Raw genomic sequence first — 25,752 nt, 5'->3', positions numbered from 1 at the left:
AAGACCGGCCAGCGATGACAGAATAGCGATTACGTCACTGCGTTAGTGACGCAAAATCATGAATCAGCCAGCGGCGGCAAACGCCGTTTGACCGGGGTTTTCTTGACGATGGCGGTGTTGGTTTCGGCGCAGGCCGTGATCCGGTCGAGCAGGGCGTCGAGGTGGTCCATGGTGCGCACATGCAGGCGCGCGATAAAGCAGTCTTCGCCGGTGACCTTGTCGCATTCGGTGAACTCGGGAATCGCCTGGATCAGGCGCTCCACCTCCTGCAACTTGCCCGGCAACGGGCGGATGCGCACGATGGCTTGCAGCAGGTAGCCGAAGTGTTTGGGGTCGATGTCGACGGTGTAGTGGGTCAGCACGCCGCGTTCTTCCAGGCGGCGCAGGCGTTCGCCGACGCTGGGCGACGAGAGCCCGGTAATGCCCGCCAGGGCCTTGAGCGACAGGCGCGAATCGTCCATCAAGGCCGCGATCAGTTGCTGGTCGATAGTGTCAATCATGCTGCCCGCCTAATAAGAAAAGGTGAATGAGGGTTTTTGCCTATTTTAGTCGCTGGAGCCGCTGACCTGCAGATTGCCATAATTGAGCCTCACTTGAGGAGCTTGCATCGTGGACACATCTATCCGTCGCGGGTCGTGGGAAATGGTCGCCGCCATGTTGATTTCGGGCACCATCGGCTGGTTTGTGCTGGTGTCGGGCGTGTCGGTGATCGAAGTGGTGTTCTGGCGCTGCGTGATCGGCGCGCTGACGCTGTTGCTGGTGTGCGCGTTGCTGGGTTACCTGCGGCTGGAACTGCTGAGCTGGGCCAAGCTCGGCCTGGCGATGCTCAGCGGCGTGGCCATCGTCGGTAACTGGTTGCTGTTGTTCGAATCCTATTCACGCGCGTCCATCGCGATCAGTACGGCGGTGTACAACGTGCAGCCGTTCATGTTGGTGCTGCTGGCGGCGCTGTTTCTCGGTGAGAAGATCACCGTGCAGAAACTGGCGTGGTTGAGTGTGGCGTTTCTCGGCATGTTGGCGATTGTGACTGCCCATGGCGAACAGCAAAGCGGTGGGGGTGATTACCTGGCGGGTATCGCGCTGGCCTTGGGCGCGGCGTTTTTGTATGCGATTGCGGCGTTGATCATCAAGCGTCTGAAGGAAGTGCCGCCGCACTTGATGGCGCTGATCCAGGTGACTACCGGCGCACTGTTGCTGGCGCCGTTAGTGCCCTGGAACAGCTTGCCCAACGCGACCAATGCCTGGGCGGCATTGGTCACGTTGGGCGTGGTGCACACCGGCCTGATGTATGTGTTGTTGTACGGGGCGATCCAGAAACTGCCGACTGCCATAACCGGCGCGCTGTCGTTTATCTACCCGATTGCGGCGATTTTTGTCGACTGGATTGCCTTTGGGCATCGCCTGGGCTGGCTGCAATGGCTGGGGGTTGCGGCGATTTTGTTGGCGGCTGCCGGGTTGCAGCGGGGCTGGTGGTGGCCCCGCTCCCCAAGGGCTAGTGCGTGCCCTGAAAGATGATACTTTCCGGGTCGAAATGACCCACGCCGCTGCCCGGTTGCGGCAAGCCCAGGATGTGACCCTTGATCTTGCCCACCACATGCATCTCGCACGGTTTGCAGTCGAACTTCAGCGTCAGTACTTCATCGCCGTGGATCAGCTGCATTGGCGCTACCTTGGTCTTGACGCCCGTCACACCCTTGGCCTGTTTAGGGCACAGGTTGAACGAGAACCGCAGGCAGTGCTTGGTGATCATCACCGGCACTTCGCCGGTTTCTTCGTGGGCTTCGAAGGCCGCGTCGATCAACTTCACGCCGTGACGGTAGTAAAAATCACGGGCTTTCTGGTTGTAGACGTTGGCCAGGAACGACAAATGCGCTTCCGGGTAAACCGGTGGCGGTGACGTCTCGGCCTTGCGCCCGCCACGCGGGTGAGCCGCGACGCGTGCGGCGGTCAGCGCCTCGATTACTTCGCGGCGCAGGGCCTTGAGCTGCGAGTTGGGGATGAAAAACGCCTGCGGCGCGTTCAGCTCGATATTCGTCGCGTGGTACTCGGTGGTGCCGAGTTGACCAAGCAGGTCGCGCAGGGTGTCGAGCGCCTGTTCCGGCTTGTTGGCCACGCCAAACGGGCCGGGCAGGGTGATGCTGGCGCTGATGCCTTCTTCGCTGGTCGCGGTGACTTGCAACTGGTCTTCACGCAAGCGTGCGACCCATGCCAAGCCAATACGGCGCTCGGCCGAGGTCTTGAGCAGGGCCTGTTGCCAGTTATGGTCGAGGTTGCGGTTCAGCGGATGGTTCGGGCGCAACTGGTGCAGGCCGGCCGGCATTTCATTCGGCTCGACGCGGTAGCGGTAGCGCTTCTCGCCGTCTTCTTCGAACTCGCCTTTGGGTTCGGCGATGTTGGCGCGGAAACCCACGACTTCGCGCTTGACCAGCACATTCAGGCCGTCGCCGTTGGACAGCGGCTCGTGAGTGACCACCTGCAAGTCGCGCTTGCCGGCTTTTTCCACCCTGCCCACCGGCAGGCCGGTGAAGGTGGGCGTGTCGAACGCGCCGATGTCGATTTTGCGGTCGGTGACGAAGTAATCAGTGCTGCCACGGTGGAAGGTTTTTTCCGGGTCGGGCAGGAAGAAATGCGCGGTACGGCCGCTGGACGCGCGGGCCAGGTCGGGGCGGTCTTCGAGGACGTCGTCGAGGCGTTGGCGGTAATAGGCGGTGATGTTCTTCACATAGCCCATGTCCTTGTAGCGGCCTTCGATCTTGAACGAGCGAACACCGGCCTCGACCAGGGCGCGGATGTTGGCGCTCTGGTTGTTGTCTTTCATCGACAGCAGGTGTTTTTCAAAGGCCACCACGCGGCCCTGGTCATCTTTCAAGGTGTACGGCAGGCGGCAGGCCTGGGAGCAATCGCCACGGTTGGCGCTGCGGCCATTTTGCGCGTGGGAAATATTGCACTGCCCGGAGAACGCCACGCACAGGGCGCCGTGGATAAAGAACTCGATGGCGGCATCGGTTTCGTCGGCGATGGCACGGATTTCCTGCAGGTTCAGCTCACGGGCCAGGACCAACTGCGAGAAACCGGCCTGGTCGAGAAACTTGGCGCGGCCCAGGGTGCGAATGTCGGTCTGGGTGCTGGCGTGCAGCTCGATGGGCGGAATATCCAGTTCCATTACGCCCAGGTCTTGCACGATCAGCGCATCGACACCGGCGTCGTACAGCTGATGGATCAGCTTGCGCGCAGGTTCCAGCTCGTTGTCGTGCAGGATGGTGTTGATGGTGGTGAACACGCGGGCGTGGTAACGGTGGGCGAATTCGACCAGTTGAGCGATATCGCTCACCTCGTTGCACGCATTGTGGCGGGCGCCGAAGCTCGGGCCACCGATGTAGATGGCGTCGGCGCCATGCAAGATAGCCTCGCGCGCAATGGCGACATCGCGGGCAGGGCTGAGCAATTCAAGGTGATGCTTGGGCAAGGACATAGTTTTTTTAGTCAGGCTTGTCACGGTCGAGGCGCGCATTGTAGCCGTGAAATGCCCGACCGGCATCTACCACAGGGCTGTCAAACCTAGGGAGAAGGATTCAATGATATCCAATGTGGGAGCGGGCTTGCTCGCGAATGCGTAGTGACAGTCACTGATTGGGTGACTGACACATTGCATTCGCGAGCAAGCCCGCTCCCACATTTTGAGGTGTGTTGCCCGTGCGAACTCAGGCCTTGGCGGCCATCGCGGTGACTTCTACGCGCATGCCTTCTACCGCCAATGCAGCCACGCCTACAGCAGCACGAACCGGCCAGGGCTTGGCGAAAAAGCGCTTGTAGACTTCGTTGAATGCCGCGCGATCAGCCATGTCAGTGAGGTAGATGGTCAGGTGCATCACCCGGTCCATGGAGCTGCCGGCTTTCTCCAGCGCGACTTTCAGCGCTTGCAGGGTGCATTCGCTTTGCAGGGTGATGTCGCCCAGTTCCAGGCTGCCGTCGGCGCGCGTTGGGATTTGGGTGGAGACCAGGATGCCGTTGAAGCCGATCACGTCGGAGGAAATCGAATCGGCATCCGGGTCGGGGGTATAGGACAGGTCGTGGTTGGCCATGGGCGCCTCTTGTTGGCTTAAACAGAAGGCGCACATGGTCCCCGAAAATCACGGCAGGGGCAAACCGGGGGTTATACCCAGCGGCGGAACAGCACGCTGGCGTTCACGCCGCCAAAACCGAAGCCGTTGGACAGCGCATATTCAATCGGCATATGCCGCGCCTCACCGCGCAGCATGTCCAGGCCGTCGGCGAGGGCGTCCGGGTTTTCCAGGTTCAACGTCACCGGCGCGACCTGATCGCGCAGGGCGAGCACGGTGAAGATTGCTTCGATGCCGCCTGCCGCGCCGAGCAAATGGCCGGTGGCGGATTTGGTCGAACTGATGGCCGGGTGGCCGCTCGCGCCGAATACCGTCTTGATGGCAGCCAGTTCGCCTTTGTCGCCCACGGGCGTCGACGTCGCATGCGCATTCAAATACTGCACCTTGGACGCCTCGATGCCCGCCTGGCGCAACGCCTGGGTCATGGCCCGACGCGCGCCATCACCGTCTTCCGGCCCGGCGGTCATGTGATAGGCATCGGCACTGGTGCCATAACCGACCAGTTCGGCGATGGGCTGCGCGCCGCGTGCCAGCGCGTGTTCGAGTTCTTCGATGACTAGAATGCCGGCACCTTCGCCCATCACGAAGCCGTCACGTGCCTGATCGAAAGGCCGCGAAGCACGCTCAGGCGTGTCATTGAAATCGCTGGACAACGCGCGCGCCGCCGCAAAACCCGCCAGGCTGACCCGATGAATCGCCGCTTCCGCACCGCCACACACGGCCACGTCGACTTCACCGGCACGGATCATCCGCGCCGCGTCGCCAATCGCTTGCACGCCTGCCGCGCAGGCCGTTACCGGCGCGCCCAGCGGGCCTTTCAAGCCGTAATTGATCGACACATGCCCGGCGGCCATGTTGCTCAAGAACGACGGAATAGTGAATGGCGACAGGCGCCGTGGGCCTTTGCTGTCGGTGGTGCGCACGGCATCGGCAATCGCCGGGAAACCGCCGACGCCGGAAGCGATGATGGTCGCGGTGCGTTCCTGTTCTTCGGGCGTTTTCGGCGCCCAGCCGGCTTGCTTCAAGGCTTCATCCGCCGCCGCCAGGGCGAACAGAATGAAGCGGTCCATTTTGCGCTGTTCCTTGGCGGCCAGCAGGCGATCCGGATCAAACCCGGCTTCAGGGTCTTGCAGCAGGCTTTGCACCTGGCCGCCGATGCTTACCGCCAGGTCACCGATCAACTCTTCCGGCAGGCGGCGGATCCCCGACTGCCCGTTCAACAGGCGTTGCCAGGTGGATTCCACACTGGCACCCAGCGGCGTCAGCGCGCCCATGCCTGTCACGACGATACGTTTACTCATGATCAATCGACTCCGGTTGCTTGAGGGATACACAGCTGTGGACGTCACTATCATGATGAAAGTAACATGGCGTCACACAACTTTGTACTGCCACACAGGAACCGCCATGCAACGCAAGTCCCTTGTCAGCGACGAATGCCCCATCGCCCGTAGCCTTGAACGCGTAGGCGAGTGGTGGAGCATGTTGATCATGCGCGACGCCTTGCATGGCCTGCGCCGCTTCGATGAGTTCTCGCGCAGCCTGGGCATTGCGCCGAACATGTTGACGCGTCGTTTGAATGGCCTGGTCGAGGCCGGGATGCTTGAGCGCCGCGCCTACAGCGAGCGGCCGCCACGCTACGAATACGTGCCGACGCCCAAGGGCGAGGATTTTCGCATGGTGCTGATGGCGTTGGTGGCGTGGGGCAATCGGCATTACGCCGAAGAGGGCACCAGTGTCGAGGTGGTTGAGCGCGAGACGGGGCTGCCGGTGCAGCCGATGATGGCCACCGCCGCAGGCGCGTTGGTGGCGTTGGATGAGTGCGTGGTGCAGGCCGGTCCAGCCGCCAGCGCAGGCATGCGCCAACGGCTGAACCCGGCGTAATTACAACAGCGTGAACGGGTAGTCGACGATCAGCCGCAGCTCGTTCAACTTGCCATCGCGCTGGTCGGCGTTCGACGACACCATCGCGTCACGCACGCGCAGCGACAGGTTTTTCGCCGGGCCGCTTTGCAGCACGTATTTGGCTTCCACATCGGTCTCGTGGTGGTCGCCATCGGCACCGTAATCACCGACATAGGCGCTGTTGGCCGGGGTGTGGGTGCCGTTGATGTCCGAGCCGTTGACGTAGCGGGTCATGAAGCTCAAGCCCGGCACGCCATAGCTGGCCATGTTCAGGTCATAGCGAATGCCCCAGGACTGCTCGCCCGGGCCGTTGAAGTCACCCCACTGAATCGAGTTGGCCAGCAACACCGAATCGCCGCCTTCGCCCGCGCCGTTGTTGCCGGTGCCGATGTAGTCGAACGGCGTATCGCCATGCACTTTCTGGAACGACAGCGTCAAGGTGTGGGCCGCCAGGAACGAGTAGGCCGCCGCCACCGAATACGTGGTGTTGTTGATCGCCCCGGCCTTGGCGCTGCCGGTGTCGAGGGTGCGGTACAGGTTGCCATCCAGCGCCAGTGACTGGTCATGGCCCAACGGCAACACGTAGTTGAGGTTGGTGTAGTACTGGCGCCAGATATCTTCCAGTTCACCGGCGTACACGGTCGCGCTCAGTGACGGCGTGAAGGTGTATTTGCCGCCGATGAAACTCGCACTGTTGGCCGCGACGTTGGCGTAGGTGGCGTAGATATCGTGGTCATGGTTGCTGGTCATGCCGCTGTTCGTGCTGGTGAAGTGCCCGGCTTCCAGGTCCAGGCCGGCGATTTCGCTGCTGGTCAGGTCAAAGCCGCTGGCGGTCTGCGGCAAAATACGCGTGCCGCCGGTGGCGAAGACCGGGGCGGTGGGCTGCATGTCCCCGAATTTCAGCTCGGTCTTGGAGACCTTGATTTTCACCGCCGCACCGACTGAGCCGTAGCCGTTTTCCGGGTCGCCATGGCGATCGGTCGGCAGGTCACCGGTGCCGGCATCGGCGTGGGTGGCGTCCAGCTTCATCGCGCCATAGGCGTAGGCATCTACGCCAAAACCAATGGTGCCCTGGGTAAAGCCCGAGGCGTAATTGAGCATCGCGCCTTGGGTCCAGTCGCGGTTGTCGGCCTTGCCGCTTTGGCGGTCGCGGTCGAAGTAATAGTTGCGCAACAGCCCGGTCACGCTGCTGCCCTCGATAAAGCCTTTGGAATCGGCCTGGTCGGTGACGGACTCGGCCAACGCCATTTGGCTGACGCTGGCGCACACCGCCAGTGTTAACAGGCTCCACTGTTTGATCATGTTGTTACTTCCCCGGAATAATTAACGCGTGCACAGAAACACCGCAATTGTTGAAATGGCGCAGCAGTTTTGTTGGCAGGGTTTTCAGTGAGCGTAATGCCGTTTTTATTGTGCTCGACGAGCTTGTCGAAGCTGATTTTTAGCATATTTTTCGCGGGCTGCAGCGCAGTTGCGGATTAAACTCGATTAATTAAACTTCACCTCTTTTAATTTTTCGCAGGTGTAGCGTGGGCAGGGTCTTAGCCGCTCTGCTTCGACAAAAACCTTTGGTTTGCCGCCGCAGGCTCTGCGGCGGATTTTTTAGATTTAGTTAAATAAACTTATATAAATAGGTAAGCCTTTAAATTGCCATTAAGTAATGGCGATATGCTTCTGCTTGTCCCAATTATTTGTTTGTAACAAGACTGTTGCACTTGCCCGCCAATAATCCCGTCTCCCATGCCACATCAAGGAGACAGGTCATGCAGGTCAACCCGGTCGACAGCACACCCAAAGCGGGCGAAAACGCCAACTGGAACAAAGCGGTGTCCAGGGCGGTAGACAATCAGCCCGGCGACAACCGCCTCGGGCCTGATACAAAGCGGCCCCAAGGCGACTTTCGCAGCGCGCAGCAAATCATCGACGACAACCCCCTGCTGAAAAACCTGGGCAACCAGAGTGGCGTGAAAGACAAATTGCGTGAGCGCGTGGGCGATTTCGAGCATGACCCCGACGCGGCCTACCGCGCCAGCAGGGTGCTGGAGCACATCGAAAAGCTCGACGAAAACGGCAAGCCCACGGTTAAACGCGCAGAGCTGAACGACGCCGGCAACGGCAAGGTCGACGGGTTTACCAAAGGCGGTGATGCCCGCCACGGCACGGAAGCCGGGCGCCTGCAGGATTTTGGCAAATACGGCTGGGACACCCTCAAAGGCGAGCTACCCGTCACCCCACCCAAGGCCGCGCCCAAGGGCGACGCACCGTCCAATCATTTGCCACTGCCCGGCGAAGGGCGCCCGCTGGGCGATACCCGCAGCGCGCAACAGATCATCGATGACAACCCCTTGCTGAAAAACCTCGGCAACCAGAGCGGGGTCAAGGACAAGCTGCGCGAGCGCGTCGGCGATTTCGAGCACGACCCCGATGCCGCCTGGCGTGCGGCGCAGGTGCTCAACTATGTCGAAAACTACGACGAGACCGGCAAGCACATTGACGGTGGCAACGTTGGCAATGGCCGCATCGACGGTTTCACCAAGGACGGCGAAGCCCGCCACGGCACGGAAGCGGGGCGCCTGCAGGACTTCGGCAAATACGGCTACGACAACCTCAAGGGCCTGGACGGCAACAGCGCCGACGACCAGATCAAAGACTTGAACGCCAAGGCCACCGAGGACGCGGTCAAGGCGGCCGGCGGTGACGCTTCCAAGGTCGGTGCCGACTATTTTGCCGGCGGCCACAGCAGCGCCAGCGGCGCGGACAAAACCGCGGCGATCATCCAACTATCCACGGGCCTGGCGAACTACAAGGCCGGTGCGGATGCGTTCGCGCACCAGGGGCCGGATGCCGCCAATGAGTGGTCGGGTGACGGCAAGTCGCCGGGCCAGCAGCGCGAAGATTTCATCAAGGACGTGCAGAGCCGCATCGACACGCTCAGCAAAGACCCGGATGTGCAGCAGTTCCTCAACACCCAGGGCACCGAACAACTGCAGAAAACCGTCGCCGCCGACCCGGCCCTGAAAGCCGAGATGGAGCGCCGCCTGCAGGCGTCATCGAGCACCGATGCGCTGGAAAGTGCCTTTGCGGTCAAGGGCGCCAGCACCACCGATGCGTTGTCGAGCTTTATCAAGTACCCGGACTTCTACGCCCAGGCGCTCGGCAAGCAACCCGACTACAAGGAAGCCCTGGAAAACGCCCCGCAGGCGATCAAGGACAAGGTCAAGGCCGAGTACGCCGACATCACCTCCGGCAAGCAAATCAACGACCTCATTGCCAGCGGCGTACCGGCAGACAAGGCGGTGATTCAGTCCGGGGTAAACAAAGCCATCTTCGACGCGGTGCTCGACGACAAGACCGTGCAGGCGGGCAGCTCGAGCTTCAACGACGTCGCCGCCAAGCTCGGGCGCGAGGACCTGCTTAAAGGCCAGTCCATCGATGACTTCTACCGTGGCCTCGGCGTGACCGGCGCCAATGACCCGCGCCTTGAGCAAGTGATCAACGACAACATCGCCGCGTTCACCGCGCCCGGCGAAGCACCGCCGAAAACCGCCGACATCATCAGCGGCATACGTGCGGTGGAAGACGCCATGCGCGGCGGCGCCAAGTTCGATGACGCGATCAAGAAAGTCCAAAGCACCTGGGGCGGCAAGCTACCCGCTGGAGTCAGCGCCACGTACAAAGCCGGGGTGATGCATGGCGTGTCTGGCGTGTTGCTGGCAGGCGCCATCGGCACGCGCATTGCCGGCGGCAAGGGCGGCAGCACCGCGCAAACGGTGGGGCAGTCGTTCCAGGCGGCCGGGCTGTTTATGGAAGGCGGCGCCAAGTTTGTCCAGGACCAGTTCGACCGCACCCAACAAGGCACTTACAAGTTTGATGCACCCAAGTATGTGAAAGACGTGGAGAACGTCGGCAAGAGCCTGGGCGGCGTAGCGGGCAACGTGCTGGGGCTGGTCACCGGGGCAATTTCGGCGAAGAACTCGGCGCAAAGTGGCGACAAGGTCGGGGCCGGCTTCCAGGGCACCTTTGCCGGGCTCAATGGCTTGTCGGCCGTGGCCGGTATGGTGGAAGTCGCGACCTACGTGGTGCCGCGCATTACCACGGTAGCCGCAGGCGTTGCGGAGGCGGCGGGCGTCATTGGTGGCGCGGCAGGTGCCTTGGCCGGTGCGGTGGGCGGGATTGCAGCTGTCGGCGGCTTGATCTACGCGATCATTGCCGACATCAAGGCCGACAATGCGCGCAAGAAACAGCAGGAGGATTGGTACAAAGGGCTCACCGATCAACTCAACGGCTTCGGCGTCACGCCGCCGCCACTGGAGGTGATTATTGCGCCGAAAAATGGCTATGTGGACGTGGGTAATCCCAGCGCCAATTACTGACTGAGGTCGGCGGCCAGTCGGAACTGGCCGCCGATTGGCCGACGCTTACTCTTTCACGTCCATGAACTCTTCCGCCCACGCCACGTAGCTTTCCGGCAGCGTGTAGGTATGCGTCAGTTCAGTCGCGCTCAGATTCGTGGTGCTGCTGGTCAGTTTGCGCTGGGCGCGCAGGCTGTCGTACGTCGCCTTGATCGAGGCAAAGTAAGCGCCATGCCCGGCCACCACAACGCGCACGCCGAGGCTGGCCAGGCGTTCGCTGTCATTGAGCTGTGGGTTGCCGTAGGTCACCAGCATCAGCGGCACCGTAAGGTTTTCGGCGATCTGTTCAAGGTGGTCGAAGTCTTTGACACCGACCATGCAGATGCCATCGGCGCCCGCTTTTTCGTAGGCCTTGGTGCGCGCGATCACGTCTGCGGTCGGCAATACACCGGCGTTGGTGCGGGCGATGATCGACAGCTCAGGGTCGACCCGCGCTTCAAGGGCTGCCTTCACTTTGCCGATGCCTTCCTCGACGGAAATCAGGTCGGTGGACTTACGCCCAAACTGGGCCGGCAGCAGCGTGTCTTCAATCGTCAGTGCCGCAACGCCAGCGCGCTCAAGCTCTTCAACGGTGCGCATCACGTTCAGCGCATTGCCGTAACCGTGGTCGGCGTCGGCAATGAACGGCAGCTGGGCGACCCGGCCAATGCGGGTGGCCTGTTCAACGAACTCACTCAGCGTGATCAAGGCAAAATCGGGTGCCGCCAGGACCTGCAACGATGCGACCGAGCCACCCAGGATGCCGACTTCGAAGCCCAGGTCGGCGGCGATACGCGCCGACATGGGGTCGAAAACGGAGGCGGTTTCTACGCAGATGTTCTTTGCAAGCAATTCACGGAAGTTGCGGCGCAACGCTGAGTGAGAGATTTTCGGCATGTTCTTTCCTGGCTCTGGTCATCGTCTTGTGACGATCAATGTCTATTCGTGGTGGCGCGAGATTACCATGCGGACGAGTCGAAGATTATGACGTTTGAGCATTTGGCCCATGCCAGGCTTATGGATCCTCGGTTCACAGTCAGGCGATGGACAACCCAAAAACTATTCGCGCCCCATAAACCAATGCCGTTGTTTTCGCCAGAATACAAACATGAAACATTCTGTAAAAGTTTCATGTTTGACAAATTGACGCCAAAAAAATGTGTCCATAGTATCGCCGCCCAGTGATGGCACTAAGCCATTTAGTCAAGGGAATGGCCATGCGAGTTTCAATCCTCACAGTGAGTTGCCACGCGCTGGCACTGGCAGGTCTCGCGGTGGCCATGACGCTGCAGGCGGCGCCCAACCCAGGTGATACCGACCTGATCCGCGACCGCCAGGACCGCCTGCTCGAAGAACAACGCCGCCGCCTGGATGGCCTCAAGGACCTGCCCGGTAGCGCCACACCGGCAACCGCGCCCAACGCGGCTGCGGATAATCGCTGTTTCCCCATCAAGACCGTCCAACTCAGCGGTGCAGACGCGCTTGGCGCCAACGAACGCACGCAGATACTGGCGCCTTATACCGGGCAATGCCTGGGCGTGGCGCAGCTCAATGCGCTGCTTAAAACCATCACCGAGCGCTATATCGACAAAGGCCTGGTGACCAGCCGCGCCTACTTGCCGCAACAGGATCTGTCCAGTGGCAACCTGAAGGTGCAGGTGGTGGAGGGCCGCCTCGAAGGCTTGAAGGGCGCCGAGGGCAGTGGCTTTTCCGAGCGCCAGCTGGCCCAGGTGTTTCCCGGCAAGCCCGGTGATGTGCTCAACCTGCGGGAAATCGAGCAGATGGTTGACCAGCTCAATCGCTTGCCGTCGAACCAGGCACAAATGGAGTTGGCGCCGGGCAAGGCGGTGGGCGGCAGCGACGTGCTGGTCAAGAACAGCGCGCAAAAGCCCTGGCGCGCCGGTGTGTCCTACGGCAACGACGGCCAGCGCAGCACCGGTCGCCAGCAGGCTGGCACCAGCTTCGATTGGGATAACCCGCTGGGGCTGTCCGACCAACTCTCGCTGCGCGCCGGGCACGATGTGGTCAGTGATACCAGCAAGAATTCGCGCAACGCGATGCTCAATTACAACCTGCCGTTCGGCTGGTGGAACCTCAACTACAGCTACAGCGAAAGCGAGTACCGCTCCCAGGCCCAGGCCAATGGTTTCAGCTTCAAGCAAAGCGGCGACAGCCAGAACCATCAATTGCGCCTTGAGCGGGTGATCTACCGCGACGCGCTGAGCAAAACCTCGCTGAGCACCGGCGTGTCCTACCTCAGCACCCACAACTACATCGAAGACAGCAAGCTGGCCCTGAGCAGCAACCGCATCAGCGAAGCCCAGTTCGGCATCAACCATGGCCGGCGCATTGGCGGTGCTTTTCTCAACATAGACCTGGGCATGCAGGACGGCATCGGCGCCTTCGATGCGCAAAGCAATCGCGACGTCAAAGCCGGACAGCCCGACGCGCGCTACCGTAAATACACCGCCACCCTCAGCTATTTGCAGCCGTTCAAGCTGTGGGACGAGTCATTCAGTTTCACCAGCCTGATGACCGGGCAACACAGTGAAGACGTGCTGTTCAGCCCACAGCGCACCAGCCTGGGCGGGCAGTCGTCGATTCGTGGGTATCAGGACCAGTCCCTCACCGGCGACAGCGGCGGTTACTGGCGCAACGACCTGCGCTGGACCCGCCCGGTGACCTGGAGCTGGATGCACGCGGTGTTTGCCGAGTATGGCAGCAGCCTCGGCTATGACCAGGGCGTGATCAGCCACGGGCGCTACAACCCCGATCAGCACGGGCGCATGACCAGTGACGCGCTGGAGTTGTTTGCCCGCGGCCCCAACGTCGCCGCCACCGTGACCTTTGCGCATTCGCTGGAGCGACCGGACGCCATCACCGAGCGTGAAGCCCCGATCTATTTCCGCCTGGATTTCTTCCTCTAACTTTTTTGCCTTCGTGCATCGAGACTTCACATGGACGTCCGCCAGTTCGCCTTTCTTGCGCGCCAGCCTTCTGCAGCGCTGAAAAACCGCACGTCGTTTCTGGGCCTGCCCAAACGCGGGCTGGCGCTGATTCTGGCGAACGCGCTGTTCTGGCAGCCGTTGCTGGCGCAGGCGGACGGCATTGTCGTGAATGCGCCCGGCACCACCCTGGCGCAAGCCGGCAATGGCGTGCCGATTGTCAACATCGCGGCGCCGAATGCGGCGGGCCTGTCCCATAACCAGTTCCATGACTACAACGTCGGCACGCAAGGCCTGATCCTCAATAACGCCACCGACCGCACCCAAAGCACACAGCTGGGCGGGATCATTGTCGGCAACCCCAACTTCAACGGGCAGGCCGCCAGCACGATCCTCAACGAAGTCAACGGCGGCAGCCCGAGCCAGTTGCGCGGCTACACCGAAGTGGCGGGGCAGTCAGCGCATGTGATTGTCGCCAACCCCTACGGCGTGAGCTGCAACGGCTGCGGTTTTATCAACACGCCGCAGGTGACGCTGACCACCGGCCAGGCCGTGATTGAAAACGGCAAGGTCAGCCGCTACCAGGTGGACCAGGGCAGTGTGTCGGTTGATGGCGACGGCCTGAACGCGAGCAACGTCGGCCAGTTCGAAATCATCACCCGCGCCGCGCACATCAACGCGCAGATTCAGGCGCAAAAGCTGGCCATCGTCGCCGGGCGCAATGACGTCGACGCCGCCACCTTGAATGCCACCGCACGCGCCGCCGACGGCAGCGCCGCACCGACGCTGGCGATCGACTCATCGGCGTTGGGCGGGATGTACGCCGGCACGATCAGGCTGGTGGGCACCGAGGCGGGCGTCGGGGTACGGCTTGCCGGCAACATGGTTGCCGGGGGCGATATCCGCATTGATGCCAACGGCCACCTGAACCTGGGGCAAACCTCGGCCGGCAGTGCCTTGAATGTGACCGCCCAAAGTGTGGAAACCCAAGGCGCGGTGTATGCCGGTACAGACCTGGCGATCAAGGCCCAGGGCGACCTCAGCAACGCCAACAACCTCGCGGCCCGCAACAGCATCACCCTCGACAGCGGCGCTCACCTGAGCAACAGCGGCATTATCGAAGCGGGCGTAAATGCCGATAACAGCCGCAATACCAATGGCGATGTGCGCCTGACTGCGCAAACCCTGGACAACACCGGCAACACCGTGATCGCCAGCCGTGACCTGACGGTAAATGCCGCTGCGCTGGTCAACCGGCACGGTACCCTCAGCGCCCAGCGCCAGGGCCAGATCAACGCCGATCAGTTGGACAACCAGAGCCAGGGCCGGATTATCAGCAACGGCCAGCTCACCGCACAAATCGCCGGGCAACTGCTCAACCAGACCGGCCTGTTCGCCGCCACCGGTGACCTGCAACTGAGCGCCGCCAGCCTCGACAATAGCCTCAAGGGCACCCTCAGCGGCCAGCACACTGTCAGCCTCAACGCGGGCAGCCTGGACAACAGTGGCCAAGGCAGCGTGTATGCCAAAGACGACCTGTCGTTGGTGCTGCGCAATCAGCTCAATAACACCCAGGGTGTGGTGCACAGCGACAACAGTTTTGGCGCGCAGGTAGGCAACCTGATCAACGACGGCGGGGCCATCAGCAGTGCCGGGCCATGGGCGCTCACCAGCCAGGGCGCGATCAGCAACCGGGGCGGCCAGTTGTACAGCGCCCGTAGCCTGACCCTGGACCTGGACCACGCGCAATTGGACAACGCCGGTGGCCTGATCAACACCCCGGGCGCGCTGCTGCTCAACCATCTCGCCACGGTGGGCAATAGTGGCGGTGAAATTTCCAGCGCGCAGGCCTTTACGCTTGCCGCGCAGAACCTCGACAACAGCGGCGGCAAGGTGATCAGCGACCAGGCGCTGAACCTGCAGGTCGACCAGTTGCTGGCGAACCTCAACGGTGAAATTTCGGCAGCCGGGCTCACGGCGCACGTGGGCACGCTGGACAACACCCACGGCTTGCTCAGCAGCTCGACCGATTTGGCGCTGAGCGTGGTCGGCAGCCTGGTCAACGACGGCGGCGAGGTGTCGAGCGCCGGTGCCAGCGTGGTCAATGCCGCGGCGCTGAGCAACAAGGGCGGGCACGTACTGGGCGATAACAGCCTCGACCTGAGCGTCATCGGCGCACTCGGCAATCAGGGCGGCACCCTCGGCGCCGGTCAGCGCTTGCAGGTGAACGCTGCCAGCCTGGACAACAGCCAGGCCGGCAGCCTCGTCAGTGATGGCAGCCTGAACGCAAGCGTAGACGGCCTGCTCGACAACCATGCGCAAGGCAGCGTGCTGGCCAAAGGCGCGGTGGGCATCCAGTCCGCCAGCCTGGACAACCGCACCGGTTTGATTCGAGCCAACCAGAACCTGAACCTGCACACCGGCCAGGTGGACAACCGCCAAGGCGTGATCAACAGCCAGCAGGCGCTGGGTTTTGTTGGCCAGTCGCTGAATAACAGTAATGGCTTGATCAGCGCCACCGGCCCGCAGCACCTGGCTTTCGATAACGTCAGCAACGCCAAGGGCCGTATCGCCAGCCAAGGCGACCTCGACGCAACCCTGGGGACACTGACTCAACAAGGCGGGGAGCTGACGGCCCAGGGCACGCTGACGCTGAATGCCAACACCCTCGACAACAGCTACGGCGGACTGGTAGCGGCGAATAAAGCGCTGAAACTGGCGGTCGACAGCACCAACAACCGTGCCGGGGAGATTTCCAGCCAGCAAGACGTCGCGCTGACTGGCCAGCAACTGGACAACAGCGGCGGCAAGCTGCTCGCCGCGACGGCACTGGAGCTGGCCGTGGCCCAGGTGATCAACCAGGCCAAAGGGCTGGTGTTCGCGCAGGATGCGCACCTTGTCGGCACGCGCCTGGACAACACCCAAGGCAGCGTGGCCGCCCAGCACTCGCTGGCGATTCAACTGACGCCGGCCGCATTGGCGGGTGCCAGCCTGATCAACGCCGGTGGCACCCTCAGCAGCGAAGGCAACCTTACGCTGCTCGGCCAACGCCTCGACAACAGCAGTGGCAAGGTGACCAGCGCCGGCATGCTCAGCGTGACCAGCAGCGCCGAGCTGTTGAACCTGGGCGGCACCTTCGATTCGGCACACGGCCTGACACTCACCAGCGCCAGCCTCGACAACAGCGGGCAAGGCCTGATCAAAAGTGACGGCGCCGCCAGCGTCACCACCGGCCAGTTCAATAACGGCACCGGCGGAGCCCTCACCAGCACCGGCAAGCTCGACCTGACCGCGGCCCAGGTCACCAACGGCGGGCGTATTGCCAGCGCCGATGTACTCACCGCCAGCGTCAGCGGCCTGACCCAACAGGGCGGCCAACTGTTCAGCAACACCCAGCTGAACCTGAACCTCAACGGCGGCGACCTGAGCAACGGCGGCTTGATCAATGCGCCAATCCTGCTGCTGAGCAACCTGGGCAACCTGAGCAACCAGGGCGGTGAAATCTCCAGCCAGACCGCGTTCTCGCTGGCGGCGCACAACCTTGACAACAGCAACGGCAAACTCATCAGCAATCAGGCCCTGAGCCTCACTGCAGACCAGCAACTGGGCAACGTCAACGGCCACATCAGCGCCCTGGGTTTTACTTCCAGCAGCGCGCAAATGGATAACACCGACGGCGTCATCAGCAGCCATGGCGGCGTCGACATCACTGCCCGTGACCAACTCACCAACCTACGCGGCAGCCTGGTCGGCGATGGCGCGCTGCTGCTCACCACCGCCAGCCTGGACAACCGCAGTGGTCAAGTGGCCGGCAAGGCCGACACCACGCTCAACGCCAGCGCCATCAACAACCAGCACGGCCAGTTGGTCAGCACCGACACCTTGCACATCCGCGCTGCCAGCCTGGATAACCGCACGGGCCTGGTCGGCGCCACCCACGCACTGACACTGGACGTGGGCAGCGTCGACAACCGCGCGGGCGAGTTGACCGGCAGCGCCGATGTCAGCGTGAATGCCCAGCGCCTGGACAACAGCGACGGCGGCAAACTGCTCGCGGCGAACGCCCTGAGCCTGACCGTTGACCAATTGCTTAACCGAACACTGGGCCAGCTCAACGGCCAGCGCGTGACACTCAGCGGCTCGACGCTGGTCAACAGCGGCGGCAAGGTTTTCAGCCAGCAGCCGCTGATGCTGACCCTGACCGGTGACGTCGACAACACTCAAGGCGTGTTGAGCAGTGAAAGCCAACTGAGCCTCAGCGCCGCCAACCTCAACAATGCCCAAGGCAGCATTTCCAGCGCACAAGACCTTACGCTGGGCCTGCGCGGCCAGGTCAACAACCTCGGCGGCGAACTGCTGACCGACGGCGCCCTGAGCCTGAACAGCCTCGGGCTGAGTAACGCCCAAGGCAGCCTCAGCGCTAAAGGCGCAATGACGCTGGTCACCGGTGACCTGAGCAACCAGAACGGCAGCATCAGCAGCGGTGACACGCTGAACCTCACTGCCGGCCAACTGAGCAACGGCGGCAGCATCGGCAGCAGCAACGCGCTGACCGCCAGCGTGAGCGGCCTGGACCAGCAGGGCGGCAAGCTGTTCAGCAACGGCGCGCTGACGCTCGACGTGAACAACGGCGTGTTGAACAACAGCGGCGGCTTGATCAATTCGGCCGGGGCGCTGCAACTCAACCACCTCACCGACGTCACCAACAGCAACGGTGAAATCTCCAGCGGCCAGGCCTTCACGCTGGCCGCGCGCACGCTCGACAACAGCAACGGCAAGCTGCTGAGCAATCAAGCGCTGACCTTGCGCATCAACCAGGCGCTGACAAACATCAAGGGTTTGATCGGCGCTGCCGGTCTCGACGCCCACGCCGCTTCGGTGGACAACAGCAACGGCACCCTGAACAGCCGGGGCGACCTGCAACTGACCAGCGATGGCCTGCTGAACAACACCGGCCTTGGCCTGATTCACAGCCAGGGCAACCTGAACCTCACCGCAGCCAGCCTGAATACCGGCAACGGCGGTGAAGTGTCGGCTGTCGGCACGCTCGACCTGAGCACCGGCACCTTGACCTCGGCAAACGGCCGGGTGACTGGCGAGCAACGCGTGACGGTAGACCTGAACAACGGCAACCTGAACAACGGCGACCTCGATAACCATGGCGGCCTGATCCTCGGCAAAGGCCCGCTGACGATCAACCACCTGCGTGACCTCAACAATCAAGGTGGTGAAATCTCCAGCCAGCAGAACCTGACGCTGGCCGCGCGTACGCTGGACAACAGCGCCGGCAAGCTGATCAGCAGCCAGGTATTTACCCTCGGCGCGGCCAACCTGATCAACGCCAATGGCCTGGTGTCGGGCTGGCAGAGCCTCGGCTTCAGCGGCGGTAGCCTCGACAACCGCAACAACGGCACGTTTTCCAGCCGCAGCGGCGCGATGGCAGTCAACCTCACGGGCGCACTGCTCAACAGCGGCGCCGGTGCGCTGGTCAGCCAGGGCCGGCTGGACATCAACGCGGCCAGCCTCGACAACAGCAGTGGCGGGATTCTGTCCAGCGCCGCGGGGCAGGGCCTGACCGTCAGCGGCCTGCTCAACAACAGTGGCGGCGGTTTGATCGACAGCGGCGCGACCCTCGACGTACAGGCAGCGACACTCGCCAACGACGCCGGCAAGATCAATGCGCAGCAGGCGCTGGCGGTGAATGCCACCGACCTGAGCAACAACGCCGGCACCCTGGCAGGCAACGCCGCAGTGACCCTCAACCTGCTCGGCAACCTGATCAACACCCACGGCACACTGGCCAGCGCCGGGCCCTTGCTGTTGCAGCGCGCCACCCAGGTCAACAACCAGGGCGGGCAAATAGTCAGCCAGAACCAGCTGAGCCTGTTTGCCGGGGCGATCGACAACAGCCAGCACGGCACCCTCGCGGGCACCGGCAACGTCGCGATCAACACCGGTGGCCTGCTGCAAAACAACGCCGACGGTTTGATTTACAGCCAAGGCGCCGGCGTGCAGTTGCAGGCCGCCGCAATTGCCAACGGCCTCGGCGTGGTGCAGGGCCAGAACGGCCTGACCCTCAACACCAGCGGCGACGTGGATAACCAGAGCGGCAAACTGTTTGCGCAAACCGGTGACCTGACGCTCAACGCCAACAGCCTCGACAACCGTGGCGGCACACTCGCCAGCCTCAACGGCGCAGTGCAGGCGCAACTGGTGGGCGTGCTGCGCAACGGCTACGACCTGAACAATAACCGCCAGGGCGGCACGGTGCAGGGCCAGCGCCTCAACCTGCTGGCGGCGATGATTGATAACTATGGCGGACGCGTCTCTGCCCAGGGCGGCGATGCGCTCATCACCACCGGCAATGTCGACAACCGTAACGGCGGCATCTATGCCACCGGCCTGGTGAGCGTCAGCGCGAACGACGTCGACAACAGTGGCGATAACGACGGCCAGATCGCCGGCCAACAGATCGACCTGAGCCTGCGCGGCGCATTGAATAACCGCCTGGGGATCGTCGAAAGCCAAACCACCCTCAAGGTCAGCGCCGCCAGCCTCGACAACGGCAACGGCCGCTTGCGCGCCCTGGGCAACGCGGGCACCACCGAGTTCGCCATCGGCGGCCTGCTGGATAACACCAACGGTGTGCTTGAAACCGCCAACAGCAACCTGGTACTCGGTGCCGGTAGCTTGCAGAACGTCGGCGGCAGCGTGCTGCACGTCGGCAATGGCAACTTCACCATTGCGCCGAGCAACCTCAACAGCGTCGGCGGCAGCCTGGTAACGCGCGGCGGCCTGACCGTCGCCCAGGACACCTGGACCAACAATAGCGTGATCCAGGCCGGGCGGCTGACGGTCAACGTCAACACCCTCAACCAAACCACCGACGGCCAATTGCTGGCCAGCAGCGCGTTCAGCGGTACAGGCGGCAACTGGTCCACCAACGGCCTGATCGCCAGTGACGGCAGCCTCGACCTGCATGTCGGCGGCACGCTCAATGGCGCTGGGCACATCACCAGCCAGGGCGACCTGAGCCTGAGCGCTGCGCAACTGAACCTGAGCAGCACCGCCAGCGTGGCCGGCGGCGGCCTCACCAGCGCCACTATCACCGGCACCCTGAACAACGCCGGGCGGCTGACCTCGGCCAATGACCTGGTCATCAATGCCGGCGCGATAAACAACACCGCAACCCTCGGCAGCGCTCAGAAGCTCACCGCCACCACCGGCGCCTTGCTCAATGACCATGGCCTGATCTTCAGCGGTGGCGACATGAGCCTGCGCGTCGACACGCTGACCAACAGCTACGCCGACGTCTACAGCCTGGGCAACCTGAGCATCGACCGCGACGGCCTGGGCGGCCTTGCCACAGCGATCGTCAACAGTTCGTCGAGCCTGCAAAGCGACGGCAATATGAGCCTGGCCGCCAGCACCCTTCAAAACGTGCGCGCGGTACTCACCACCAGCGCGGGCGGCATCTACACCGCCTCGATCACCGAATTCCCCTGCATCGAAGGCCCGAATTACGCGGGTGATTGCAGCGGCAAACAGAACCACCTGTGGCAAATCGATCAGCGCGAAAAGCTCGAAGTCACGGCCTCCAGCGCCGCCTCCAGCATCACCGCCGGGCAAAACCTCAGCATTGCCGGCGGCGACGTGGTCAACGCCAGCAGCACTATCGGCGCGGGCGGCAACCTCAGCGTTGCCGTCAACAACCTGACCAACAGTGGCGTTGAAACCGGTGAAACCGACACCTCGCGCCTGTTCGTGTCCGAGCGTACCCGCCATCCGGAGATGTGGTACGACGCCGCCGCCGCGTTCAACAGCCGTTACTCCATCGGCGGCGCCAGCTACAACCCCAATGACCTGAGTGGCCTGCAGGGCGCCATGGCCTCGTTCATCGGTATCACCGAGGCTGAGCGTACGGTGTTGCGCACCGTCACCCAGATCGGCGGCGGCGACCAAAGCTACGCCGGGGTGATTCAGGCGGGTGGCGCGGTCAACGTCAAGGCGCAGGCCAATCTCGACAACAGCGTGGTACGCCCAGGCTTCACCTATGTGGGCGCGGGTGCCAAAACCGGCACTGGCGCGGCCGGCGCGAGTGGTGCGAGTGCGTTTTCCACCCGCATCACCGTCAACGGGCAACTGCCGCCCGACCTGGCCCAGCGGCAGATCAACCCACTGACCTTGCCGGGGTTCAGCCTGCCGACCGGGCAAAACGGCCTGTTCCGCCTGAGCGGGCAGGGCAGCAGCGCCAAGGCTTCCAATAACAACGCACCGGGCTGGTCCGTGAGTGGCGCCAGTCTGCAATTGGACGCGCATCCAATCACCGCGCCCTCGACAGCAGGCCGGTTGATACAGGTGAATGCGCCGGCCCCCGACACGGCCAACAGCGTGCAACTGGACCTGGCCAGCCGCCAAGCCAGCGGCATTGGTGCCAGCGGCAGCGGCGTCGGCGCGATCAGCGAGGGTGGCGCCGCCAACATTCAAACCCCGGACCGCAGCAGTGCAGCGCCGGCGATCGGTGCGTCCCTCCCGAACACACCGCAGAAACCCGCTGGGCCCGATAACCCGTCCCTGACAGCCAGCCAAAGCCTCGCCCGTGTACAGGGCCTGCCAAACACCCAACCGGTGTCGCAGCCACAGAAATACCTGATCGAAACCAACCCGGTGCTCACCGACCTCAAGCAGTTCATGAGCTCGGACTACCTGCTTTCCGGCCTCGGCTACAACCCCGACGACAGCGCCAAGCGCCTCGGCGACGGCCTCTACGAGCAACGCCTGGTCGAACAAGCGGTGGTGGCCCGCACCGGCCAACGCTTTATCGACGGCCAGAACTCCGACTCGGGCATGCTCAAGTACCTGATGGACAACGCCATCAGCAGCAAACAGCAGCTTGGCCTGAGCGTGGGTGTGAGCCTCACCTCGGCCCAGGTCGCGGCGCTGACCCACGACATCGTGTGGCTCGAAAACGAGCAAGTGAACGGCGAAAACGTCCTAGTGCCGGTGGTGTATCTGGCCCAGGCCAACAACCGCCTGGCCCCGGACGGCGCGTTGATCGCCGGTAACGATGTCAACCTCATCGCCGGCCAGAACCTGGACAACGTCGGCACCTTGCGGGCCAGCAATAACCTGTCGGCCCAGGCCGGCAACGACCTCAGCAACAGCGGCCTGATCCAGGCCGGTAACCGCCTGGACCTGCTGGCCGGCAATAACATCGTCAACACCGCCGGCGGCATCATCGCCGGCCGCGACGTGAACCTGACCGCCAGCAATGGCGACATCCTCAACGAGCGCAGCGTCACCAGTCACGACAGCAGCAGCGGCTACCGCACCGAACACACCGACTCGGTGGACAGCGCCGCACGCATCGAAGCCGCGAACAACCTGAGCCTGCAAGCCGGCCGCGACGTCGACAGCGTGGGCGGGGTAACCAGCAGCGGCGCCGACACCACGATCAAGGCCGGGCGCGACGTCAACCTTGTCGCGGCCGAAGGCACCAACAGCAATACGGTCAGCGGGCTGTTCAAGGACAGCAGCGTGAGCCAGTACGGCAGCCGCGTGGATGCCGGCGGAGATTTGAAGGTACAGGCGGGGCGGGACATCAGCGCGGTGGCGAGTGAAATCGATGCCAAGCGCGATGTGACGATGTCGGCAGTGGGCGATTTGTCGCTGTCGGCGGCGGCGGACGAATCCCATGCCTCGTTTACCTCGAAAAAGGTCAAGAGTGAAGACGACCATGTGAGCCAGGTGTCGACCACGGTCAAGGCCGGTGGCGACGTGGCGCTGAGCGCCGGGCAAGACCTGGCGTTGACGGCGAGCCGGGTGACGGCGGGGGATGAGGCGTATTTGTATGCCGGCAACACGCTTGATCTGAATGCTGCGCAAGACAGCGACTACTCGCTGTACGACATGAAGAAGAAAGGTGGCTTCGGCGCGCTGAAGACTCAGCATGATGAAGTGACTGATGTTCGCAATGTGGGGAGTCAGATCCAAACAGGCGGGGCGCTATCGCTGATCAGCGGCGGCGACCAGGTGTACCGGAACGCCAAGCTTGATAGCGGTGCGAACCTGTCGCTGAACAGTGGCGGGAGCATTTCGTTTGAGGCAGTGAAGGATCTGCACCAGGAGAGCCACAGCAAGAGCGACTCCAGCCTGGCGTGGACGTCGATGTCAGGGAAAGGCAGTACCGATGAAACCCTTCGCCAGACCGAGATGACGGCTAAGGGGCAGACCGTCATCAATGCGGTGAACGGCTTGAATATCGGTATCAAGCAGATCGACCAAAACACGGTTGCGCAAACCATCGATGTCATGGTCAAGGCTGACCCGAGCCTGGGGTGGTTGAAAGATGCCGAAGCCCGCGGCGATGTGAACTGGCAGCAAGTCAAGGAAATGCACGACGCCTACAAGTACAGCCATTCCAGTTTGGGCGAAGGCGCGATGCTGGCGATCATCATCATTGTCTCGGTGCTGACGGCGGGGGCGGCGAGTGGCGCGGTGGCTGCAATGTCCGGGGCTGGCGCTGGGTCGACCATGGCTGCGGCTACTGCTGAAGTCGCAGCCACCGCAACGACTGCCGCTGTTGATGCGACTACCGCTGGCTTGGGGAACATGATGGCCTCGGCCGTGTTGACCTCAATGGCCAGCAGTGGTGCGGTGAGTTTGATCAACAACAAAGGCAATCTGGGCGCGACCCTGAAGGACGCACTCTCGACATCAAGCCTTAAAAACGATGTGTTGGCGGGACTCACTGCGGGAATAGGCTACGAGCTGCCTTACAACCCTGCCGTGTTCAGCGTGGACAACCTTGAAAAGGCGGCTGTCACTTCGGTTGCCAATGCCGTTGCTAAAACGGCTGTCGAGGGCGGGAGCCTGCAGGGCAATCTGGTTAGCTCGCTGGCCGGTGCCGCGATTAACGTCGGTGGTGCAACGGTAGCTAACGATATCGGAGGGACTTACCTACCCGACGGTTCGTTGACCAAGATCGGCATGCACGCCTTGCTCGGCGGGGTTCTATCCGTCGCTCAAGGCGGGGATTTCAAAACGGGCGCGTTGGCGGCGGGGGCTGACGAAGCTGTCGTGAAGAGCTTGTCGGACCTGGTCATGCCTGACCCTGCGACGGCCAATTCGGTGACCCTGCAGCAAGCGCAGCAGAGGCTGGTCGCGCTGTCAGGGCTGGTTGGCATCCTTGCCGCCACGGCAACAGGCGGGAATGCCTCGATTGGCGCTTCCGTGGCGGAAAATGCTACGCAGAACAATTTCCTGGGGCCGAATTCGATAGCCCGTCGAGAGGCAGATCGTCAGGCACTGGAACACGGTACTGCGACAGTTCAGCAGGCAGCTGAATACAAGGAATTGCAACAACGCGATCAGCAAAGCGATTACCTGCGCTCGAAAGTTGCGGCGGGAGACCCGCTAACCGACGCAGAGCGGTCCTTTCTGGCTGATTCATATCAACAGTACTACGACGAAATGGTCAGCAAAGTCGGTGGGGGGCTGGCGGACGCCGCGTTAAGCGGTTTGAAGCAGAACGGCGCCATTACCACTTACGACTTCCCATTTGCCGGAACACCGGAACAGAAAGCTGAATGGACGGCTGCCAATTCCCAAACACCTTTAGACTTGTTGAAGACAGCCTTTCGCTCACGCAGCGAGGATGAAACGCTCTACAACGGCATCGGGCACAGCGAGCAGATAGCAAAGGCACAGGAGCAAGACGTCCAAATCGGGCAGATTGCCATGTTGCCTGAGGAGGGATTGGCCGGGATTGCCGCGATAGGGGCTGTGACTATCGGGAAGGCAGTATCGGCTGGCAGCGAAGCTGGAGGTGCGCTACCTTCAACGCTGGGTTTGGCTTATGGAGAGAATAATGTAGTAGAGGTAGGGGTTGATCGAGGGCTGGGCAGCACAAGTGGTCATGAGTTTGCCGGGTCTGTTACCGAAGGTGGTAGTGGACAAGCGCTTGCTGGGCACGGTGTGATGGATGGTAGCTCCGCGTCAACACAATATGTCTCTCCTGCGGGAACGTTTGTTATTTCACCACGACCTGGCATAACGATTGCTGACTCAACCGGCCAGATACTGGAGCAGCTAACATCAGTGGAGCAACTGGAAAATACGATGAGAACGGGTATTTCGCCTAACGGTCAAGTTCTTACGCAGCGCAACTATAACGATTTGGCAGGTTATCAGGTGACTGCACCTGGTGAGACGGGCTATAACTATACATTGCTGAGTCCGGGATTCCAAAATAAGCCGTTAAATATATTTGGCAATTCTACTACCACTAGCGCGCCGACTAAACTTTCCGATTTTCTTGAGTCGAATATGGGCTGCGTTTTTTGGGCCGCTTGTACCCAAGCCGTTCCCTATATACCAAAGAAGTAATGA

Annotated in this window: 11 protein-coding genes; 5 read left to right on the top strand and 6 right to left on the bottom strand. The window is 62.2% G+C overall.

Going from position 1 to position 25,752, the window contains the following annotated elements; all coding sequences use genetic code 11:
* Positions 1–56 precede the first annotated feature (56 nt).
* Entirely contained in the window at positions 57–500 is a 444-nt protein-coding gene (locus HX783_RS24835) for an Lrp/AsnC family transcriptional regulator (RefSeq protein WP_159956482.1), read from the bottom strand.
* A 109-nt stretch (positions 501–609) separates the two neighbouring features.
* On the opposite strand from HX783_RS24835, the gene HX783_RS24830 reads away from it, so the two are divergent.
* Positions 610–1,515 carry a DMT family transporter gene (locus tag HX783_RS24830; protein WP_177018607.1) on the top strand — a complete coding sequence of 302 codons (906 nt, stop codon included), beginning with the start codon at positions 610–612 and terminating at the stop codon, positions 1,513–1,515.
* Here HX783_RS24830 and HX783_RS24825 read toward each other — a convergent pair.
* The 3 genes from HX783_RS24825 to fabF form a co-directional block, all read right to left on the bottom strand.
* Entirely contained in the window at positions 1,493–3,472 is a 1,980-nt protein-coding gene (locus tag HX783_RS24825) for a U32 family peptidase (protein WP_177018606.1), read from the bottom strand. The genes HX783_RS24830 and HX783_RS24825 overlap by 23 nt on opposite strands.
* A gap of 229 nt (positions 3,473–3,701) precedes the next feature.
* Entirely contained in the window at positions 3,702–4,082 is a 381-nt protein-coding gene (locus HX783_RS24820) for a RidA family protein (protein ID WP_071484081.1), read from the bottom strand.
* A 71-nt stretch (positions 4,083–4,153) separates the two neighbouring features.
* Positions 4,154–5,422 (bottom strand): beta-ketoacyl-ACP synthase II, encoded by a 1,269-nt coding sequence (fabF, locus tag HX783_RS24815; RefSeq protein ID WP_177018605.1) that lies wholly within the window; start codon positions 5,420–5,422, stop codon positions 4,154–4,156.
* A 106-nt stretch (positions 5,423–5,528) separates the two neighbouring features.
* Between fabF and HX783_RS24810 the strand changes: the two genes are divergently transcribed.
* The gene (locus tag HX783_RS24810) at positions 5,529–6,005 is read left to right on the top strand and encodes a helix-turn-helix domain-containing protein (protein WP_159956490.1); all 477 of its coding nucleotides are present in this window, start codon (positions 5,529–5,531) and stop codon (positions 6,003–6,005) included.
* Here HX783_RS24810 and HX783_RS24805 read toward each other — a convergent pair whose 3' ends face one another.
* Complete coding sequence (locus HX783_RS24805) at positions 6,006–7,328, bottom strand: OprD family porin (RefSeq protein WP_177018604.1); 1,323 nt, start codon at positions 7,326–7,328, stop codon at positions 6,006–6,008. It lies immediately after the preceding gene.
* Between the two features lie 461 nt (positions 7,329–7,789).
* Here HX783_RS24805 and HX783_RS24800 point away from each other — a divergent pair, with 461 nt between their 5' ends.
* A complete protein-coding gene (locus HX783_RS24800) occupies positions 7,790–10,399 on the top strand; it encodes a hypothetical protein (RefSeq protein ID WP_177018603.1) in 2,610 nt (869 codons plus the stop codon).
* A gap of 45 nt (positions 10,400–10,444) precedes the next feature.
* On the opposite strand, the gene HX783_RS24795 is transcribed toward HX783_RS24800, so the two are convergent.
* Positions 10,445–11,314, bottom strand: coding sequence for an oxaloacetate decarboxylase (locus HX783_RS24795; RefSeq protein ID WP_177018602.1), 870 nt, complete (start codon positions 11,312–11,314; stop codon positions 10,445–10,447).
* Positions 11,315–11,634: 320 nt separating this feature from the next.
* On the opposite strand from HX783_RS24795, the gene HX783_RS24790 reads away from it, so the two are divergent.
* Both HX783_RS24790 and HX783_RS24785 read left to right on the top strand, forming a co-directional pair.
* Positions 11,635–13,344, top strand: a complete 1,710-nt coding sequence (locus HX783_RS24790; protein ID WP_177018601.1) for a ShlB/FhaC/HecB family hemolysin secretion/activation protein — start codon at positions 11,635–11,637, stop codon at positions 13,342–13,344.
* Positions 13,345–13,374: 30 nt separating this feature from the next.
* Positions 13,375–25,749: a filamentous hemagglutinin N-terminal domain-containing protein gene (locus HX783_RS24785; protein ID WP_177018600.1), complete on the top strand. Its 12,375-nt coding sequence runs from the start codon at positions 13,375–13,377 to the stop codon at positions 25,747–25,749.
* Positions 25,750–25,752: the final 3 nt, after the last annotated feature.

Origin of the sequence: Pseudomonas sp. D2002 (assembly GCF_013385735.1) — a bacterium.
Classification (GTDB): domain Bacteria; phylum Pseudomonadota; class Gammaproteobacteria; order Pseudomonadales; family Pseudomonadaceae; genus Aquipseudomonas.
The sequence above is the reverse complement of the archived record's forward strand: the minus strand, read 5'-3'. Positions and strand labels throughout refer to the sequence as shown.

Bases quoted from the DNA above. Each gene is read 5' to 3' on its own strand.
- HX783_RS24835 (WP_159956482.1), bottom strand. From the start codon at position 500: ATGATTGACACTATCGACCAGCAACTGATCGCGGCCTTGATGGACGAT.
- HX783_RS24825 (WP_177018606.1), bottom strand. From the start codon at position 3,472: ATGTCCTTGCCCAAGCATCACCTTGAATTGCTCAGCCCTGCCCGCGAT.
- HX783_RS24820 (WP_071484081.1), bottom strand. From the start codon at position 4,082: ATGGCCAACCACGACCTGTCCTATACCCCCGACCCGGATGCCGATTCG.
- fabF (WP_177018605.1), bottom strand. From the start codon at position 5,422: ATGAGTAAACGTATCGTCGTGACAGGCATGGGCGCGCTGACGCCGCTG.
- HX783_RS24810 (WP_159956490.1), top strand. From the start codon at position 5,529: ATGCAACGCAAGTCCCTTGTCAGCGACGAATGCCCCATCGCCCGTAGC.
- HX783_RS24805 (WP_177018604.1), bottom strand. From the start codon at position 7,328: ATGATCAAACAGTGGAGCCTGTTAACACTGGCGGTGTGCGCCAGCGTC.
- HX783_RS24800 (WP_177018603.1), top strand. From the start codon at position 7,790: ATGCAGGTCAACCCGGTCGACAGCACACCCAAAGCGGGCGAAAACGCC.
- HX783_RS24795 (WP_177018602.1), bottom strand. From the start codon at position 11,314: ATGCCGAAAATCTCTCACTCAGCGTTGCGCCGCAACTTCCGTGAATTG.
- HX783_RS24790 (WP_177018601.1), top strand. From the start codon at position 11,635: ATGCGAGTTTCAATCCTCACAGTGAGTTGCCACGCGCTGGCACTGGCA.
- HX783_RS24785 (WP_177018600.1), top strand. From the start codon at position 13,375: ATGGACGTCCGCCAGTTCGCCTTTCTTGCGCGCCAGCCTTCTGCAGCG.